This is a genomic window from Flavobacterium fryxellicola (assembly GCF_900143245.1).
Lineage (GTDB): Bacteria > Bacteroidota > Bacteroidia > Flavobacteriales > Flavobacteriaceae > Flavobacterium > Flavobacterium fryxellicola.
In genome coordinates, this window is the sequence record NZ_FRDK01000001.1 from 443,488 (window position 1) to 461,992 (window position 18,505).

Below are 18,505 nucleotides of genomic sequence, written 5' to 3' on the forward strand. Positions count from 1 at the left end.
AATAATATCCATTTAAATAAAAATATGAGTCCAAAGCATCCTTCTGAATCCTTAACCACACTGACCGATTTAGTTTTACCAAGTGAGACTAATCCTTTGAATAATCTTTTTGGTGGCGAATTATTGGCCCGTATGGATCGTGCGGCCAGCATTGCGGCAAGGAGACATTCCCGCAGAATTGTAGTTACGGCATCTGTAAACCATGTTGCCTTTAACAGAGCCATTCCGCTAGGAAGTGTTGTTACGGTCGAAGCCAAGGTTTCCCGAGCATTCAAAAGTTCGATGGAAATATACATTGACATTTGGGTGGAAGACCGCGAATCGGGTAATAAAACCAAAGCCAACGAAGCGATATATACTTTTGTTGCAGTTGACGATACTGGAAGACCAGTAGAAGTGCCACAAATAGTACCTGAAACCGACTTGGAAAAACAACGTTTCGAAGCCGCACTGCGACGCAAACAGCTGAGTTTAGTTTTGGCTGGAAAAATGAACCCACATGATGCAACCGAGTTAAAAGCCTTGTTCCTTTAGCAATCCCAATTAGGTTGTTATTTTTAATTTAAAATATTCCTGAAAGAGAAATTTTTGATTAAAAAAAGAAGTATTTTTACGAAAACAAATGTTCTTACACAATTGAAATTTTCAGGACAATGAGTCATCCTGTCAGTTTCTTACAGTTATAAAATAATACAAATAGATGAAAGAAAAGGTAAAAGAGAAGATGAGTACAGAGAAAGAATCTAAATTAAAAGCGCTACAACTTACGCTGGACAAACTAGACAAAACCTACGGAAAAGGTACGGTAATGAAAATGGGCGATAAAGCCATTGAAAAAGTAGAAACGATTTCTTCAGGTTCATTAGGTATCGATTTAGCCTTAGGAGTTGGTGGTTATCCAAGAGGAAGAATTATTGAAATATATGGTCCAGAATCCTCTGGAAAAACAACCCTTACATTGCACGCTATTGCCGAAGCTCAAAAAGCGGGTGGAATTGCTGCTTTTATTGACGCAGAACACGCTTTTGATAGAAATTACGCGGAGAAGTTAGGAGTAGATATCGAAAATCTAATTATTTCACAACCTGACAATGGTGAACAAGCACTTGAAATTGCGGAGAACTTGATTCGCTCAGGAGCAATTGACATCGTTGTAATTGACTCGGTTGCTGCTTTGACTCCAAAAAGTGAAATTGAAGGTGAAATGGGAGATTCAAAGATGGGTCTTCACGCCCGTTTGATGTCGCAAGCTTTACGTAAACTAACAGGAACCATTAGCAAAACACATTGTACAGTATTCTTTATTAACCAGTTAAGAGAGAAAATTGGAGTTATGTTTGGTAATCCAGAAACAACAACTGGAGGAAATGCATTAAAGTTTTACGCATCAGTTCGTTTGGATATCCGTCGTTCCACACAGATTAAAGATGGTGATAATGTTCTTGGGAACAGAACCAAAGTAAAAGTGGTAAAAAACAAAGTCGCACCACCCTTTAAAATCGCTGAATTTGACATTATGTATGGGGAAGGGATTTCAAAAACTGGCGAGATTTTAGATCTAGCAGTAGAATTTGAAATCATCAAAAAAGCGGGATCTTGGTTCAGTTATGGTGAAACCAAATTAGGACAAGGTCGCGATGCTGTTAAGTCTTTGATTAAAGACAATCCAGAATTAGCCGATGAATTAGAGGAAAAAATTAAAGCTAGAATAAAAGAATTAGCAGAAGCATAAAATTACAAAGAGTTCACCAAGGTGAACTCTTTTTTTATAATAATTTTTAAAAAGCAAACTTATTTTCGTCTTCAGTGTTTTCGAATTCTTGTAATTGAGAATAAATGATAGCTCTTACTTCTTCCCGAATTACTTTTCTATCCTCGCCTATTTTTCCTAATGTTTCAACATGAGAATGAATTTTGACTCTCATAACACCAGGGCTTCCACTAAAAAAAGTGTAGGAAAATCTTTTTTTATTATCCGCAAATGTAATGGGAACAATAGGAATTTCGTGTTCTATCGCCAAGCGGAAGGCACCATCTTTAAAAGTATCCAATAGTACCGATTCATCATCCGGAACACCACCTTCTGGGAATATACAAATGCTTAATCCTTGATTTATTCTTTTTTGCGCCCGATTAAATACCGCCATTCGGCTTTTTGAACAACTTCTGTCTACCAAAATACAGGTTCTTTTATAGAAAAATCCAAACAAAGGAATATTTGACAATTCCTTTTTTCCGACAAAAACGAAAGGATTTTTTACAGTGGCAAGCATTAGCATAATATCGACCATTGAGGTGTGATTGGCTACAATCATGTAACTTTTGTCAGACTGCAGGTCTTGATTTTTGTCAATTTTATAATAAAAACCCATTCCAAAAAGAATGAATTTGGCCCAAATTCTAGCCATCTTAAAAAAGTATGGATAACCGCTTTCCGTCAAAATGGAAAGCACTAAAAAAGGAAACATAACCAGTATGGGAATGGTCATTAAAACATAAAACCATATGCGCCAAAGTGTCCAAAATATAATTTTTAATCCTCTCATAGGGCCAAAAGTAAGAAATCGAATGGAAATAGCAGTAAAAGAATTAAATTTGGCGACTTTACAGTTAGAAAAAATTACAATCCGTGCGAACTTTGCGAAATACTTTGCGAACTTTGCGGTTAAAGTTAAAAATTACAATGGCAAAAATACTTACAGGCGTTCAAAGTACAGGAACACCACATTTAGGCAACTTAATTGGCGCAATCATCCCCGCAATAGCATTATCAAATAAACCTGAAAACGAATCCTTTCTTTTCATTGCCGACTTGCATTCGATAACGCAAATAAAAAACGGAGAATTACTAAGAACCAATACCTACAGTACTGCAGCAGCTTGGTTGGCTTGTGGATTAGACGTAAACAAAGTCGTTTTTTACCGACAATCGGATGTACCACAAACAGCAGAATTGTCTTGGTATTTGAGTTGTTTTTTCCCTTTTCAACGGTTGACCCTAGCACATTCTTTTAAAGATAAAGCAGATAGATTAGAAGATGTAAATGCAGGTTTATTTTCATATCCAATGTTGATGGCTGCCGATATTTTATTATATGATGCTGAACTAGTTCCTGTAGGGAAAGATCAGTTGCAACACCTTGAAATTACTCGCGATGTAGCCTCAAGATTCAACCATCAGATGGGTGAAACTTTTGTAATTCCCGAAGCGATAATACAAAAGGACGGTATGCTTATTCCCGGCACTAATGGTGGGAAAATGAGTAAATCAGCCAATAATATCATCAATATATTCCTAGACGATAAAGCCTTGCGCAAACAAGTCATGAGTATCGAAACGGATAGCACGCCACTAGAAGATCCTAAAAATCCAGATACTTGTAATGCCTTTGCTGTTTATAAATTATTGGCCAATGAAGAACAATTAGCCACAATGACTGCTAATTACCTTGGTGGAAATTATGGTTATGGTCATGCCAAACAAGCTTTGTTTGAATTGATTACAGAAACATTCAAAACCGAAAGAGAAAAATACGAGTATTACATGAATAACCTCGCCGAAGTTGATGCGTTATTGAAAATTGGTGCCGAAAAAGCGGCGGCAGTGGCCAATGGTGTTCTGGCGAGAGTAAGAGAAAAATTAGGGTTTGAAATGCAATAACCTATAATTCTAGACTTGTAAAAATGAACCGCAGATTCGCAAATTATTAAAATCCTCAATAATAAGCTATGCCTTTTTAGTCACCATTCATTCCACTTATCTCCTTCAGGGTTTAAAACCCTGAAGGAGATTTTTTTTAAAATATCACTAAAAGTGGGTATTTCATTTATAACATATTTTCTATACGTTTGGTAAAGTCTATTTGAATGAATAGTATTAACTTTATAAACCAAACGATGAAACAAACCACAAACCACAGACCACAAAGCTTCATTAGCAAATTTTTTCTTCTTTTTGTCCTAGCATTCTCGATGAGCGATTGTCAGCTTGAAAATGAAGAAGCAAAGGATTCTCAAAATGCAAAAATGACTACTGAAAACATTTCCAAAGATCAATTACTTAATGAATTAAAAAAGATTGAAATTATTGAATTTGTGGCTAATATTAAACACTTAACAAATTCAGACGAACTGTTAAAAAACAATAAAATCACTTTATCTAGTTCTAAAAATTCCATTTTCCAAAAAATAACTAAACCTAATGAGTATATAACTTATTCTTTAAGGCTAAATTCATATACATCTTTAACGCCCTATTTTAAATATTTCATAATTAATAAAGAAATATCAGGAATCGAAAAAGCAGGTTTTGTAAAATACATCCCAACATTACCTACTTATAATTTGGATGTTGATAATTTTACCGGCATTATTGAAATATACAATACTAATAATGAGTTATTTGCAAAAACTGTTTTTTTAAAAGGACAACCAGTAATCGATAGTTCTAAAAAAAATAACAATAAAACTTCTAGTTGTTACAATACAAGTTATGTTGTTGCGATTCCTTGTTCGCATGGTGGTGGACACATGCCAGGACAATCTTGTGACAATGGCTTAACAAATGATGCGTATTATGAAATTAGAACTACTGTCGTTTGTGTGGATACAATTAAGAGTATAGTTCCGCCCGATACTTTCGGTGGCGGTGGTGGCGGTGGTGGCGGTGGTGCTACTATTTTAAATTTACTAAATGTTCCTGAGCCATATGAAGGAGAACCAAGTTTCAGTAATGAGAGTTATATGTTTTACCATCAAATTTATAATTTTTTGAGATTAAACCCCGCCTATAATAATTTGGTAAACCACAACTATTCTAATGCAAATTTAATAAATGATTGGTTAGTTCCATCAATTGTAGATTATTTTCGCTATAATGACTTTAACGAACAGCAGAATCAAATAAATGCTATAAATGCAATGAATATGTTTACAACATTTCTTTCTTTTGAAAGTAATCTATTCAATTTTGAAGAAATGTTAATAAATAAATATCAAACTTTTCAAGTCTTACTTCAAAATAGTCAATGGCTATCAAGCCAAACAAATCAAACAAAACAAGAAATTTTTAACTATCTCTTGCAAAACCATTTGAATAATGAGACTAGAGAGTTTACTCAACAGCTAATCAATTCAATGTTAAATAATGATGGCTACTCAGCAGATGGGTTTATGGGCGATTCTGATAACGATAATATTGATTATACTGGTCCAAAACAATTGATTCCAAATAGTATTATTCTGAATGATGGTTCTACATTGAGCATAACCTTTGGAACCACTCAAAGCGATAATAAAAATTCAAACAATGAAGTTGCTGTAGATTTAGTAAATAGTATAATTTTTGCAATAAATTTAGCAAACAGCAAATTAGACAATTCTAATAAAATTAACTCAATATATATTGCGGCAACTACAAATGGTATCCATTCCTCTACAAGTAATCACACAAGGGGCACTGCTGTTGATATTAGTAGAATTAATGGCATAAAAATGATTAATTTAGGGAATAATATTCAAGTAAAAGCCCTGCAAGATGCTTTTGATGATTATTCAAAAATCAGAGAGAATTTTGGTCCTTCTTTTAAACACAAGACACTACCTAACGGATCTGTGAATCTAAATTGGCCTATTGGCGGACACCAAGACCATATTCATGTATCTGTTCAAAGTTATTAATCCTTAAAATATAATTATGAAAAATATTATTTTAATACTATTTATTATGACAACCGTAAGTTGCAAATCTCAAAACTTAGAAGCTAAAGAGTTAAAAAATTTTAAATTAAAAAATTTAATTGGAAATATAAATTATTTTCAATCTTACACTTTAGTTGACAATTTAGTTAATATTGTTATCATCAAAAACCCACCGGGTAGTGCAAAAAACGAAGAATCAGGTGAAGTTTCCAATAATTTGTATTTATCAAAATGCGAATTTGGAGAACTGCCAATTTGCAAATTATATTTATTGGAGAATTTTATCAATATAAATATTGTAAAAGTATATGAGGATAAAAAAAACATTAAAATTGATATTACATCTGGAAATTTTAATCAACGTAAATCTAATACAATTTTAATCTCACTAAATTAATATATTAAATATTAGGTTTAAAGTCCAAAAAAGTTGAAGAAAACTTTTCTGGGTACTATTAAATATAATGTTCCAAAAAGTTGATTGATATCCGTTTCAATCAACTTTTTTTAATTTAAATAAATTCAAAATAAAGTGTTACCCACCGTGTAAAAAGTCAACTGATAACCCAAATATTACTCTACATTCCATGATAAAAAACAAGCGAAAATTACATTATTAGGTTATATAAATGTTGGTATTAAATTGGGAGTACTAGAATTTGGTATAAAACAAAGGAAATTAATTGGATTATTAGTAAATAAAGTAACTGGCAAAATTTGCTGTGTCTCAGTAAAAAATATTAAAAATAAATAATTATAGAAAAGATTTTGGAAGTAGTCGTAAGTTTAATACCTCGCCTAATGGAGGCGTTAAATCGATAAGAATTTGGATTTTAAATTAAATACTCAACATTATGACTTTGACAAAAAATATAATTCTATTCATCACTTGCATATTTAATTATTCTATTTATTCTCAAGAAATATTTCATAGCGAACAAATTGAGATCGGTAAATTCAAATATACACTTGGAATTTCTGAAACATATTTCCTTTATGAAGAAAATACAAATGTAATTAATTTTGAATTACGTTTTAAAAATAAATATCAACTACTAGGTAGCAAAATTAAATGAATTCCAATTACTTTTTAACGCAAATTTGCAGAAGAATTGTAGTTCAACTTCGCAGCAGAAATAACTAACACTCTTTTAACGGAAATTGGAAAAGAGTGATTGTATCTTGTAATAACTGAATTTTTATCACCAAACTGCTATACATTTCAAAAGGAACCTAAACGCAATATGTTCCTTTTTAACTCACTTATCCTTAAAAACCCACTACTTATTACTTTTAACTTTCTCTTTGGAAAAAATTAGCTATTTTTCATTTACTTAGAATTATTTTTTAAATATTATTTTATTGACGCATATCAAAAATTAACGCTCTTAATTAAAATTAAATACAAACCTATATTATTAATTTAGTCAAAGTAGCTTAGAGTTTCAAAATCAAATACCACAAAAAATAAACTACATCATATGACAACTAAAATAGTAATTTTAGAAAGCGCCACTATCGAGTTTAGTTTGATTACATATGAACTAGATTGTACTGGTTTTAGCTACGCAGCTGAAAGTATTAAAACAATCAATGAATTGGAGAAAGCAATGCATAATTCCCAACCTGACATTATACTTTCTGGATATTCTTTAACTTATGCTACTGCAAATGATGTTATACGAATTACAAATATATATCCTCCAATCCCTTTTATACTTATTGCAGATAAAATAGAGGTAGAAGATTGTATTGAACTACTCAAACAAGGTGTGTCGGATATCGTATTAAAAAAAAACATATCTTCTCTAGATCAAAAAATTTCCAGAGCTTTAAAAGAAGCTTCGCAAATAAAATATAACGTTGTCCTTCGGCAAAATGAAGAGAATCTTAAGGATGAACTATGGCGAAATGAGTCAAAATACCGTAGTTTAATCGAGAGCAGTTTGGACGCTATTCTTCTCACGGTAAAGGATGGACAAATACTGGAGGCCAATTCTGCTGCTTGTGGAATTTTTCAAATGACCAAAGAGGAGATTTGCAAATCTGGAAGATCTGCTATTGTTGACCTTACAGATTCTCGGTTACCTGTACTCTTAGAAGAGCGCAATCTTACGGGACGTACAAGGGGTGAACTTACCTTTAAACGCAAAGATGGCAGTTTTTTTCCCGGAGAAGTAACCTCAGCAGTATTTAAGGACGTAAAAGGCTTTGAAATGACTTCGATGACCATTAAGGATTTGTCTGAACATAAAAAAGCGGAACAGCAAAAAGCAAATACAGCCGCAGAGTTACAAGAAGCCCTAAATGGTCTGCATAAAATAATGAACGCTTCGATGGATCTAATTTGTTCCATTGATGCAGAAAAAAGGATTATGCAGATTAACGCAGCTTCTAAAAGTATTTGGGGATATGAACCGCATGAATTAATAGGTAAAAAATATAGTGATTTTATACATCCAGAAGATCAAGAAACTATATTTAATATTGATCAAGATGTCAGAAATGGCAATCCTGTAAAGATATTCGAAACTAGAATTATTCATAAAAATGGATTTATTGTGTACATTATGTTGAGTGCTCAATGGGATGACATTGACAAATTGATTTATTGTACCGCCAAAGACATCTCAGAGAAAAAAAAATTAGAAAAAGCCTACCTAGTAGAGAGACAACGATTTCTAGACATTTACGAACAGTCACCTTCTTTTATCGGAATTTTAAAAGGTCCTGAGTATGTCTATGAATTGGCAAATCCTTTGTATTTAAAATTAATTGATAAAAAAGACATTATTGGTAGAACGGTAATGGAAGTGCTACCTGAATTAAGGAGTCAGGGCATTTTTGAAATTCTGGATGCCGTATATACTACAGGCAAACCGTTCAGCGCTAACGAAATGCTGTTTAAATTCGATTCTCAAGGCAATGGAAACCTTGAAGATAAATATCTTAATATTCTATACCAAGCGCACCGCGACATTGACGACACAATTGATGGTATTTTATTTTTTGGGATAGACGTAACCGAACAAGTATTGTCACGTATGAAAATTGAAGAAAGTGAAAAACTATATCGGGATCTTATACGAGAATTGCCTGTGGCAGCATATGCTTGCGATGCCGATGGAAAAATAACAATTTTTAATAAGGCAGCTGCTGCATTGTGGGGCAGAGAACCGGAAATAGGAAAAGAGTTGTGGTGCGGCTCGTGGAATATTTTAAACAACGATGGACAAGTAATCCCTTTACATTTGTGCCCCATGGCAATCGCCTTGAAAGAAGGCAGAACTATATCTGGTATGGAAATCATTATCGAACGTGCAAATGGCGAAAGGCGCGATGTAATTCCTCATGCTGTTCCCTTTATTAATTCCGTAGGCAAAGTTACAGGCGCTGTGAATGTGCTAACGGATATCACTGAAAACAAAGTGGCACAAAAGGCATTGGAACTTCGTAACAAAGAACTAGCCTTACAACACGAAGATAAACAAAAACAAGCCGCAGCATTAATCCTAGCTAATACGGACCTGCTTAAGACAAACAAAGAATTAGACCGTTTTGTATATAGCGTTTCTCACGATTTACGTTCCCCGTTAACGTCAATTCAAGGACTCGTTTCAATCATCGAGGACGAAAGTAACGAACCGGAAACGCTAGAGCATGTCGAGATGATAAAGATTAACATCAATCGTCTTGATGAATTTATCAGAAAAATTTTAAGTTATTCACAAAATAATCGGACAGGTATAGAATTACAAATATTCCCAGTCAAAAAAACCATTTTAAATATTGTTCATGCCCTTCAAAATATATCCCATGCCAAAGGGATTCATTTTGAAATTGACATTCAGGAGCATACTTCTTTTTGTACGGATAAGATGCGCTTCAATACTATAATAGAAAATCTTATTTCCAATGCCATTAAATATCATAAACCTATCGATACCAAAAGATATATTAAAGTGACAGGAAAGATAGAGGAAGAAATGCTTCAGCTCACAATAGCTGATAATGGAATAGGTATTGCAACAAAGTATCAAGATAAAATATTCGATATGTTTTTTCGAATATCAAGTAAATCAGACGGTTCCGGCATTGGTTTATATATTGTAAAAGACACGGTAGAAAAATTAGAAGGTACTATTGAGGTCCATTCACAAATTAATGATGGTACCACTTTTGATATTACTTTAAAAAATTTTAGATTATGACAGACAAAAAATCAAAATTTCATAGAGTGATGCTTATTGATGACAATACTATTGACCTCTATGTTACTTCTAGAATAATGACAAAAAATAATTTTACAGAGAAAATTGACCAATATACCTCTGCTATAAAAGCATTGGAGTTTTTAAAGGAAAATCAGGGTAATTTTACGGAATTGCCCCAAATAATTTTTGTAGATATCTATATGCCTCTAATGTCAGGATTTGAATTTATGGAAAAATATGATAAACTCTCCTCCGCTCTAAAAAAACAATGCAAAGTTTATATAATTTCGTCTTCTATTGATGAAAACGATATTAAACGAGCAAACGATGATGTAAATGTTGTTGCTTTCCAAGTAAAAACGATTACAAAAGAATTTCTCGACAGCATGTAGTCAGATAAAAATAATCGCTATTTTTCCTTCAAAAAAACCCAAAATAATAAAGAAGAACTGAGCGTTACTGCGATATTCTGTAGAAATAAAAATTGAAAACAAAAATATGATTCAAATCAATGCCATAATTATTAGCAAGAATAAAGAGACTTTAACACTTTTAGAAAAATTTGTTGAAGAAAACTTTATGATTATGAAAATAATTGGGGATGCGACTTCGGTAAATGAGGGAATAAACTTGATTAAATTAAAAAAACCGGAAGTCATATTCGTAGACTTATTATTTAAAGATGATTCTTTTTTTGAAATGCTAAATCAACTGATGTTCAATACTCCAAAACTGGTATTCATATCGGAACATGAACATTATGCCGTAAAAGCGTTCAAATACAATGCTATCGATTTTATATTAAAACCAATAGAATTCAACAACGTTATCTTGGCCATTTATAAAGTGATTAGAATAATTGAAATGGAACGCAGCTATCAGGATCAAAAAATAAACAATATCAATATTCTGAATGCACAAAGCCAGAGTAATGAATTTGTCGCCGTTGCATCACTAGACAAAATTGAATTGATTCGCATGTCAGAAATTATTTTTTGCAAAGCAGATGGAAAATATACCTGCTTTCATCTTATTGATGGAAAAATAATAATGTCAAGCAGAAATTTAGGCGAATATAGTGCCATTCTCGATAACAATTATTTTTTTAGAATTCATCATTCCTACATTATTAATCTTAGGCAGATTGCCAAAATTTCCAAAAAAGACGGGTATTTTTGCGAATTTTCAAATGGAATTATTTTACCTGTTGCAAAAAGACGACAAGAAGATTTTAACAAATTTATAAAGCTTAAAGATTAGAACTCAAAGATAAATAGTTTAAATAGTGCAGGGTTTCATTCAAATTCTTTCAAAAAAAGCTATTCTAATTACCTATTAAAAAAAAAAAAAAAAATCATGATAGAAGAATTAAAATCAAAATTTGAAAGAGTGATGATCATAGATGACAACTTTACTGATCTCTACATATCATCACGCATCATTATTAAAAATAATTTTGGTAAAAAAGTTTTAGAATATTCCTCTGGAAAAGAAGCATTAAAATACTTGCAGGACCATCAGGAAAATATTGCATTATTACCAGAGGTGATTTTTATAGATATATACATGCCATTAATGTCAGGATTTGAGTTTTTGGAGGAATACAATAAACTTTCCCCTACTTTAAAAAGATACTGTAAGGCATTCATTATTTCATCAACAATTGATGATTTTGACATTGTACGGTCAAGCATAGATCAAAACGTTGTTTTTTTTCAGGTAAAACCAATTACTAAGGAATTTCTTAAACTTATTAATGCACATTAAAAACTAAGTTCTCCCAATTAAGCAATGGTTAAAATTTAATGTCGTATTTTTTTCCAAAATTGTTAAAATAAAATTTAAGTTTTCCTTTATATTTTGAAATGACTAGTAAGCCTCAAAACCCAGTTATTGCTATTTTGTTCGTATTCATAGTATTTCTTTAAGTTTAACTCGAACGAGTACGGAGACAAAAAATAAATCAACACATCTATTTATTTCCATTATTCAATTTTAACCATAAATTTTTTTGATTTATGTATTGGAGAATTATCAAGAATTACGACTGTTTTTCTAACTGTTTTTGCTACAAAACGATCCATAAAACAGATTAATCTGTCAGAATTAAAAGTGCTTTCAAGTATTTCAAAATAAGCTTATTTTTACGAGTCATCATTCCAACCACATTCAAATATTTCCCTTTAGAGGCGGGTAATAATATTGCATTTTCTATAGTTTGCCAAGCATAAGGAACATTTGGAGTCAATCGAAAATGACTTTGATCACCAAAATACAAATCGATATATCCATCATTTTCCAAACTCTTTAAAGTTTCTATTTGTATTAGTTTCATTCGAAATTGTTCTTAATTACGTTTATTTTTTAAAGAGAGTCGCACCCGTTTCCAGCTATAGCCCAGTATCTTTTAAGAAATTCTGCAATGTTTTTTTGCAGATTATAATATTGTGTTTTTCTTCAAAGTAATTCAATACATTTTTTAAATTTCTATTATGAATTTCTAGTTGCTCAGAAACCTCTTTTGAATACTCTTTTAAACGGGTTTTCGCACCTCTCCCTTCGGCTACAGCCAAGGAATCAATTCCGATTTCTTCCCATTTATCAAACCAGCGTTCAATCGTTCTACGGCTGACATTAAAAACGAAAGCAAGATCTTTAATGTTGTGTTTCTGATTTGATAAAATAATGCAATGACTGCGTTTTCTAACAGTATAATTAGGGCTATTTTAATGCAAGTGTTTCAATACCGCAATATCTTCTATTTCACTGTTATATCTCTCTCTCAAACGAAAAATATCACAAGTAGACAACATAAGACGGCATTATTTTATTCCAATTACTTATGTTTAAAAAATGATTTAAAAAAACATCTTTTTTAAACAAAATATATATTTATTTTAAATGCCTGCCTACCTGTATTGTGATTATACACAAATTTTACCAAATTAAGAAGTATTTATTTTCCTAATAACTGCACTAAGGAGCCATTTATCCCCTCACAGTTTCAATTGCTACTTCTAGTTGTACACTTAAAAAAAAATCCTCGTAATTTGTTATTAGTTTCCAATGATTAGAACTTTGTGCTTGGAAATAAACAATGGTAGTAGCTAGTGCCGCATATTTATTCCATGATTAGTATTTAATATAAGCACACTAATTATAGATTGAACTTTAATATCAGATATGAAAAAATCAAACAATTTCGGAAATTACAGAACCGGTTTATTCCCAGCCCTCTTATTTTTATCAAATACTAAAGTTTTTAGTTTTAGTTTTGTTGAAACGCCACCAACTCCTGTTGGAATAGAGGAACCACCGGCCTTAAATTTAGGAAATTACATGATTCCTATGATGGTTTTTACAGTTTTACTCGCTTTTTATATCCTAAAAAAAAATAATGGAAATTAAAAATTTGGTTTTAGTTTACCTCAAATATATATGATTTCATGTGAAAATCGTACTCTACAAAAATCACACTTCTATTCAAATAGATAGTTGACCACAATCGGTTGGATAAGTACTAAATTTATCGTGCACGGATAGCGCTTAAGAGCAATCTAATAGATTCATTTCAAGCTTGACAAAATTAGCAAATTGGCGCTGAGAAAGCGGTGGCTGTTGCCACTGGCGTGCTGGCTCGAGTAAGAGAAAAATTGGGGTTTCAAGTATAGCAATCTATTTTTTCAACATATAAGTCACGTAAGTTTTTTTAAGTTTACTGTTATTTCACAAAAGCTTTCATGACTTATATGTTTACAATCAAATCGCCTCAAACAATTTCCCCGGCAACGGCCGAATAACACCTTTCAGCTCCATGTTCAATAGCATGCCTGATATTTTATAAATGGGGAAATCACATCGCAAGGCAATAATATCCATTAATTCTTTGCCTGTTTTTAACAAATAATCGTAGACCTTTTGTTCGTCTTCCTCCAAAGTGACAAACAATTGTTTTTGTATGGGTTTTGAGTCTTTTTGAATATCCCAATTCAGTATGTAAATCAAATCCGCAGCGCTAGTGAGCACATTTGCTTTTTGAGTTTTGATTAAGTTGTTGCAGCCTTGGCTGTATTTATCGGTTACACGACCTGGAACGGCAAAAACATCGCGGTTGTAGTCGTTTGCCATATTTGCCGTAATCAATGAACCACCGCGATCCGCAGATTCAATTACGATTGTCGCTTCTGACATTCCTGCTACAATGCGATTTCTTCGAACAAAATTTTCTTTATCAGGATTGGATGAACTCCAAAACTCGGTCATAAAACCCCCATTTTGCTCGACTTTAGCAACATATTTTTTGTGGGTTTTCGGGTAGATTTGGTTTAAACCATGGGCCACTACTCCTACCGTTTGTAGGTTGTGTTCCATGGCAAGTTGATGCGCCACAATATCTACTCCGTACGCAAAACCGCTAACGATTATGGGGTCGAGCGGTGCCAAATCTTCAATCAATTTTCGACAAAACTCCATTCCGTAAGAGGTAATCTGACGCGTTCCTACAATGCTAATTATTCTTCTGTTTTGTAAGTTGATGTTCCCTGAGGTGAACAGCAATAACGGTCCATCAATACAATGTTTCAGTCGTTCTGGATAATTTTCATCTTGAAAGTAAGCGACATTAATTTCATTGTTTTTTATAAACTCCAGTTCCAAAGTTGCTTTTTCAAAAACAGACTTGTCTTTTAAATTTTTTAGCAAAATGGATCCCACTCCATCAATGCCAGCAAGTTGTGAAGCCTTGGTATCAAAAACAGCTGCTGCAGAGCCAAAATGCGTCAGCAACTTTTTGGCCATGATGTCCCCTACTCCTTCAATTCTTTGCAATGCCAATAAATAAAATAAATCCTGCTCTTTCATGCTAATTATTTGAAGGTGAAATGTATAAATTTTTATGCGGATTGTTAATAAAAATTGTGAATAAAATTTTGATAACTATTTTCGTTGTATAACTTTGTAACTATGAAAATCGAACTATACATCGCGCAGCTTTTATACCGTTATCAATGTGTAACCGTTCCGGGTTTTGGAGCTTTTTTAACCGAAATCCAATCGGCTAAACGAAACGAAAGTTCAAATTCGTTTTCTCCTCCTAAAAAAATGATCGCTTTCAATGCGAATCTAAAGAATAATGATGGTCTTCTAGCCAATCATATTGCCTTAGCGGAGAAAACATCGTATGAATATGCTGTAAGCGCGATTCAGTACGAAGTTTTTAATTGGAAAAAAGCCTTAGAAGAAAACGAACTTTTTTCTATAAAAAATGTGGGAGATCTTCGTTTGAACGCGGACAAAAACATCGTTTTCACTCCCTACGATCAAACTAATTATTTGACAAGTTCTTTTGGGTTGGCTCCTTTTGTTTCTCCACTAGTAAAAAGAGAAATCTTTGAAAAAGAATTTGCAGCACTAGAAGAAAAAGAAATCCTCACTATGATTCCTGAGGAAACCAAATCAGCTAATTCCTATTTAAAATATGCCGCTATTTTTGTGTTAGGATTGGGAATTGCAGGAAGTATTGGGTACCCAATGTATCAAAACCAAATCGCCTCAGAAACCATTCTGGTTGAAACTGCCGTTCAAAAACAAGTACAAAACAAGATTCAAGAAGCTACTTTCTTTATTGAAAGTCCCATTCCGGCGGTAACTCTAACCGTAAAATCGACTGCCGAAATAAAAATGCCGTACCACATTATGGCAGGCGTTTATCGAGAAGAGAAAAATGCCAATAAAACGTTGCGCATTTTAACGCGCTTAGGATATGACGCCAAACGCATTGCTCCCAACAAAAACGGTTATTTCCCTGTCTTATACGGAAGTTACGCTACTTTTGCCGAAGCTGAAAAAGCGAAACAAGAAATCAATGAAAAGCACAATCCAGAAGCTTGGATCCTGATTCAATCCTTATAAAAAAATAAAATCTTCGTGATTAAGACGGTCCCCAAAAAGTGAAAGCGATTTGGGGATTTTTTTTAGGAGCTATTTCCAGCTATCCGCTATATCTCTTGTAGTCTCGTTAAAAACGAGACTACAAGAGGATGCCGCTACTATCTGGGCTAGGGAATTGATCTAATTTAAGCGTTTTACGTACTATTTGATGAGTTTTTAAGTAGCTTGCGAGTTGATTATATTTCCCCAAGAGAAAAGTTTTTTTAAGGATTAATGGCGTTGTAAAAACACATTTTTGTATTTCTTATAAAAGTCCTTCAATGCTAACGATTTAATCCTTTTTTCGCTTTATAAAGCAACGTTGCAAAAGCCAGGTTATGTAGTTTTGATAAAAGTAGAAATTTGTTACAAAAAGAGTAAACGCGATGCTACTTCCTACACTATTGATAAGTAGTAAAGCTGTTGAATCAATTATTAAACCGGAACTTTTGTCAAAGCGATGTGGTGCATTAGCCCTTCTTTTTCTAGCGCACTAGATTTCATAGCAATGACAGTAAATAACCAATAAGTGAACCACCTAAAACAACAAATGCATTATTCAATTTCTTAAAACGAAATGTTGATACAATACTTAAAACCGCAATGAATATTGTCCGCCAATCTGTAATTGTGTCTTTCCCCATATCTAAACAAACTGCTATAATGATTGCTACCGAAGCCACATTAACAGCATCCAAAAATGCAGAGAATAGTTTTGAGTTCCGCATTTTATTTACCAATGGATTGAGTAATGCAACAAAAACAAATGATGGTAAAAAAATTGCGACTGTGGAGACGATTGCTCCTGTAAAACCGTTGATTTGATAACCAATAAAAGTTACAGAAGAAAAAACGGGTCCAGGCGTAAATTGCCCAACCGCAATCGCATCAATCAGTTGTTGTCTTGTTAAAAGTCCTGTTGATACTAATTCTGTATCAAGAAATGCAAACAAAACATAACCGCTCCCGTAAAGTATCGCGCCAATTTTTAAGAAAATCCAAAATAAGTTTACATTAATTGCAGAAGTTATTTCCGTGTTTGTGATTTGCAATATTGTTAATGGAAGCAAATTTTTTACACTGTTTTGCTTATTATTACGCACATAAGCCAAAAAAAGGGCAAACAATCCTGCTCCAAACATTAGATAAATTTCATTAATGTGAAGCAAAGAACTAACCAAAACAATCATTCCGATTATTATTAATTCTGTGGATTTCAACGATTTTTTCGCTAAAGGGTATATTGCCACTAGTATAATGGCAATAATTGCCGGTTTTATTCCGTAGATAAATGGTTGCACTTCGGGCAATTGACCATATTGTTTGTAAAGCCAGGCAAAAATACCTGTGATGAATACGGCTGGTAAAATAAAACAAACACCGGCTACAATTAGACCTTTCCAACCGCCTTTTTCGTGTCCGATATGAATTGCCATTTCTGTGCTATTTGGGCCAGGTATTAAATTTGTCGCCCCAATTAAGTCAAGAAAATGTTGTTCAGTGAACCATTTCCTTTTTGAAACTACTTCGCTTTGCATCATTGCAATATGTGCCGCAGGACCCCCAAAACCAATAACGCCTAATTTTAAAAAAAGCTTTGCTAACTCTTTTAATTCGGCTTTACTTTCCATTTTTCATTAGCTTGTTATCTATTGACCATCTGCCACCGCCTTTGATTAAAAGAAAATTACTGCCTAAAAGCATAGCCCAGTCTGTTCGGCTTCCATGAAGCATTCTCCAAAATCCTTCTTTGGCTAAAACTTCGGTTTTGGTTGTTGCGATAGCAACAAGCATAATAATGATTAACAGAATGCTTCCAAAACGAGTGAATAGTCCAAGTAATAGCAATGCACCACAAAGTATTTCTACAGTGCCCACAAAACTTCCTAAGAATTCAGGGGATGGCAAACCGATTTTTTCAAAGCGTCCAGCACCTAATGTTTCAGAGAAAAGAAATTTTTGTATGCCTTCAGAGAGAAAAACAGCTCCAACCATCAAACGAATTAAAATACTTGTTTTTGAGTTGTCTGTGTGGATAAATTTTTGAAACATAATTATTTGCAAATTGGTGATTGTCTGTCTGTTGGAATTTTTACAGTAAAGAAAGGCACTTTCTCCAATGCGTGGCAACGATTACAGTTGATTATTAAGGTTTGAAAATCTTTATTGAAAAGGGCTGTGTCTTTCCATTCTAACGATTTTTTCATTTGTGGCAATACATAAGTCAAAAAGTGTTTTGCTAATTTTGCTCTTTTAGCTATTCGTTCAAGTCCGTTTTCAATTGCGATTTTTATTTTTTCTAATTGATAATTGGCATAGTCCCAATTCTGGTCTTGTCATCCCTAATACAATTCTTGGTAACGATAACCCATTTCCAACATAGCATTATCAAAACCTCTGACTTGTTTTTCAATAGTTTTCATTTGCTTCGTTTTACTACCTTTTATCTACTCACATGATATATTTTCAATTTCTTTGTGTTGATTGCAGGCAAAAATCCTAGCGTCACAATAAAAATAAATAGTTTTTCATTTTTTATCATTTCATAGTTTATAAGCTCGCTATTTTGTTAGGTCTGAAAAAAGCCTTAGTATGTCATTATTTCAAATATAGAAAAAATATATTTATATGCTACTACTAGTTATAAAAAACAGGAATAATGA

Annotated in this window: 16 protein-coding genes and 1 pseudogene; 11 read left to right on the plus strand and 6 right to left on the minus strand. The window is 33.0% G+C overall.

Annotation, left to right across the window (positions count from 1 at the left end):
• Nucleotides 1-24: 24 nt before the first annotated feature.
• Both BUA03_RS01915 and recA read left to right on the plus strand, forming a co-directional pair.
• Nucleotides 25-534, plus strand: coding sequence for an acyl-CoA thioesterase (locus BUA03_RS01915; RefSeq protein ID WP_066079033.1), 510 nt, complete (start codon nt 25-27; stop codon nt 532-534).
• A 190-nt stretch (nt 535-724) separates the two neighbouring features.
• Nucleotides 725-1,732 carry a recombinase RecA gene (gene recA, locus BUA03_RS01920; protein WP_066079569.1) on the plus strand — a complete coding sequence of 336 codons (1,008 nt, stop codon included), beginning with the start codon at nt 725-727 and terminating at the stop codon, nt 1,730-1,732.
• Nucleotides 1,733-1,778: 46 nt separating this feature from the next.
• Here the strand turns inward: recA and BUA03_RS01925 are convergent, their stop codons facing one another.
• A complete protein-coding gene (locus BUA03_RS01925) occupies nt 1,779-2,546 on the minus strand; it encodes a lysophospholipid acyltransferase family protein (RefSeq protein ID WP_066079028.1) in 768 nt (255 codons plus the stop codon).
• 137 nt (nt 2,547-2,683) lie between these two features.
• Between BUA03_RS01925 and trpS the strand changes: the two genes are divergently transcribed.
• The 7 genes from trpS to BUA03_RS01965 all read left to right on the plus strand — a co-directional run bounded on the left by trpS (nt 2,684) and on the right by BUA03_RS01965 (nt 11,681).
• A complete protein-coding gene (gene trpS / locus BUA03_RS01930; RefSeq protein WP_066079024.1) occupies nt 2,684-3,661 on the plus strand; it encodes a tryptophan--tRNA ligase in 978 nt (325 codons plus the stop codon).
• Nucleotides 3,662-3,897: 236 nt separating this feature from the next.
• A complete protein-coding gene (locus BUA03_RS01935) occupies nt 3,898-5,679 on the plus strand; it encodes a hypothetical protein (RefSeq protein ID WP_066079021.1) in 1,782 nt (593 codons plus the stop codon).
• 16 nt (nt 5,680-5,695) lie between these two features.
• A complete protein-coding gene (locus BUA03_RS01940; protein WP_139255593.1) occupies nt 5,696-6,097 on the plus strand; it encodes a hypothetical protein in 402 nt (133 codons plus the stop codon).
• Nucleotides 6,098-7,181: 1,084 nt separating this feature from the next.
• Nucleotides 7,182-9,911: a PAS domain S-box protein gene (locus BUA03_RS01950; protein WP_066079010.1), complete on the plus strand. Its 2,730-nt coding sequence runs from the start codon at nt 7,182-7,184 to the stop codon at nt 9,909-9,911.
• Nucleotides 9,908-10,306 (plus strand): response regulator, encoded by a 399-nt coding sequence (locus tag BUA03_RS01955; RefSeq protein WP_066079007.1) that lies wholly within the window; start codon nt 9,908-9,910, stop codon nt 10,304-10,306. The genes BUA03_RS01950 and BUA03_RS01955 overlap by 4 nt, the downstream gene beginning before the upstream one ends.
• 106 nt (nt 10,307-10,412) lie before the next feature.
• On the plus strand, nt 10,413-11,174 hold the full coding sequence (locus BUA03_RS01960; RefSeq protein WP_066079004.1) for a LytR/AlgR family response regulator transcription factor: 762 nt from the start codon (nt 10,413-10,415) through the stop codon (nt 11,172-11,174).
• A gap of 96 nt (nt 11,175-11,270) precedes the next feature.
• Nucleotides 11,271-11,681 (plus strand): response regulator, encoded by a 411-nt coding sequence (locus BUA03_RS01965; RefSeq protein WP_066078999.1) that lies wholly within the window; start codon nt 11,271-11,273, stop codon nt 11,679-11,681.
• 325 nt (nt 11,682-12,006) lie between these two features.
• Here the strand turns inward: BUA03_RS01965 and BUA03_RS01970 are convergent, their stop codons facing one another.
• A complete protein-coding gene (locus BUA03_RS01970; protein ID WP_066078994.1) occupies nt 12,007-12,249 on the minus strand; it encodes a hypothetical protein in 243 nt (80 codons plus the stop codon).
• Between the two features lie 55 nt (nt 12,250-12,304).
• Nucleotides 12,305-12,616, minus strand: a pseudogene (locus BUA03_RS17150) (helix-turn-helix domain-containing protein); the annotation flags it as partial.
• A gap of 481 nt (nt 12,617-13,097) precedes the next feature.
• On the opposite strand from BUA03_RS17150, the gene BUA03_RS01980 reads away from it, so the two are divergent.
• Complete coding sequence (locus tag BUA03_RS01980) at nt 13,098-13,322, plus strand: hypothetical protein (RefSeq protein WP_066078988.1); 225 nt, start codon at nt 13,098-13,100, stop codon at nt 13,320-13,322.
• Nucleotides 13,323-13,673: 351 nt separating this feature from the next.
• Here BUA03_RS01980 and dprA read toward each other — a convergent pair whose 3' ends face one another.
• Nucleotides 13,674-14,774, minus strand: coding sequence for a DNA-processing protein DprA (gene dprA / locus BUA03_RS01985; protein WP_066078985.1), 1,101 nt, complete (start codon nt 14,772-14,774; stop codon nt 13,674-13,676).
• Nucleotides 14,775-14,876: 102 nt separating this feature from the next.
• On the opposite strand from dprA, the gene BUA03_RS01990 reads away from it, so the two are divergent.
• On the plus strand, nt 14,877-15,824 hold the full coding sequence (locus tag BUA03_RS01990) for an HU domain-containing protein (protein WP_066078982.1): 948 nt from the start codon (nt 14,877-14,879) through the stop codon (nt 15,822-15,824).
• A gap of 518 nt (nt 15,825-16,342) precedes the next feature.
• Here BUA03_RS01990 and chrA read toward each other — a convergent pair.
• Together chrA and BUA03_RS02000 are read right to left on the minus strand one after the other, a co-directional pair.
• Nucleotides 16,343-17,473: a chromate efflux transporter gene (gene chrA / locus BUA03_RS01995; protein WP_066078979.1), complete on the minus strand. Its 1,131-nt coding sequence runs from the start codon at nt 17,471-17,473 to the stop codon at nt 16,343-16,345.
• Complete coding sequence (locus BUA03_RS02000; RefSeq protein ID WP_066078975.1) at nt 17,463-17,894, minus strand: DoxX family protein; 432 nt, start codon at nt 17,892-17,894, stop codon at nt 17,463-17,465. Before BUA03_RS02000 ends, chrA begins: the two co-directional genes overlap by 11 nt.
• Nucleotides 17,895-18,505: the final 611 nt, after the last annotated feature.

Excerpts from the sequence above, each read along its gene's own strand:
- BUA03_RS01950 (WP_066079010.1), top strand. The coding sequence starts at position 7,182 with ATGACAACTAAAATAGTAATTTTAGAAAGCGCCACTATCGAGTTTAGT.
- BUA03_RS01940 (WP_139255593.1), top strand. The coding sequence starts at position 5,696 with ATGAAAAATATTATTTTAATACTATTTATTATGACAACCGTAAGTTGC.
- BUA03_RS01955 (WP_066079007.1), top strand. The coding sequence starts at position 9,908 with ATGACAGACAAAAAATCAAAATTTCATAGAGTGATGCTTATTGATGAC.
- BUA03_RS01990 (WP_066078982.1), top strand. The coding sequence starts at position 14,877 with ATGAAAATCGAACTATACATCGCGCAGCTTTTATACCGTTATCAATGT.
- BUA03_RS01915 (WP_066079033.1), top strand. The coding sequence starts at position 25 with ATGAGTCCAAAGCATCCTTCTGAATCCTTAACCACACTGACCGATTTA.
- BUA03_RS02000 (WP_066078975.1), bottom strand. The coding sequence starts at position 17,894 with ATGTTTCAAAAATTTATCCACACAGACAACTCAAAAACAAGTATTTTA.
- BUA03_RS01935 (WP_066079021.1), top strand. The coding sequence starts at position 3,898 with ATGAAACAAACCACAAACCACAGACCACAAAGCTTCATTAGCAAATTT.
- BUA03_RS01965 (WP_066078999.1), top strand. The coding sequence starts at position 11,271 with ATGATAGAAGAATTAAAATCAAAATTTGAAAGAGTGATGATCATAGAT.
- BUA03_RS01925 (WP_066079028.1), bottom strand. The coding sequence starts at position 2,546 with ATGAGAGGATTAAAAATTATATTTTGGACACTTTGGCGCATATGGTTT.
- BUA03_RS01980 (WP_066078988.1), top strand. The coding sequence starts at position 13,098 with ATGAAAAAATCAAACAATTTCGGAAATTACAGAACCGGTTTATTCCCA.
- BUA03_RS01960 (WP_066079004.1), top strand. The coding sequence starts at position 10,413 with ATGATTCAAATCAATGCCATAATTATTAGCAAGAATAAAGAGACTTTA.
- chrA (WP_066078979.1), bottom strand. The coding sequence starts at position 17,473 with ATGGAAAGTAAAGCCGAATTAAAAGAGTTAGCAAAGCTTTTTTTAAAA.
- BUA03_RS01970 (WP_066078994.1), bottom strand. The coding sequence starts at position 12,249 with ATGAAACTAATACAAATAGAAACTTTAAAGAGTTTGGAAAATGATGGA.
- dprA (WP_066078985.1), bottom strand. The coding sequence starts at position 14,774 with ATGAAAGAGCAGGATTTATTTTATTTATTGGCATTGCAAAGAATTGAA.
- trpS (WP_066079024.1), top strand. The coding sequence starts at position 2,684 with ATGGCAAAAATACTTACAGGCGTTCAAAGTACAGGAACACCACATTTA.
- recA (WP_066079569.1), top strand. The coding sequence starts at position 725 with ATGAGTACAGAGAAAGAATCTAAATTAAAAGCGCTACAACTTACGCTG.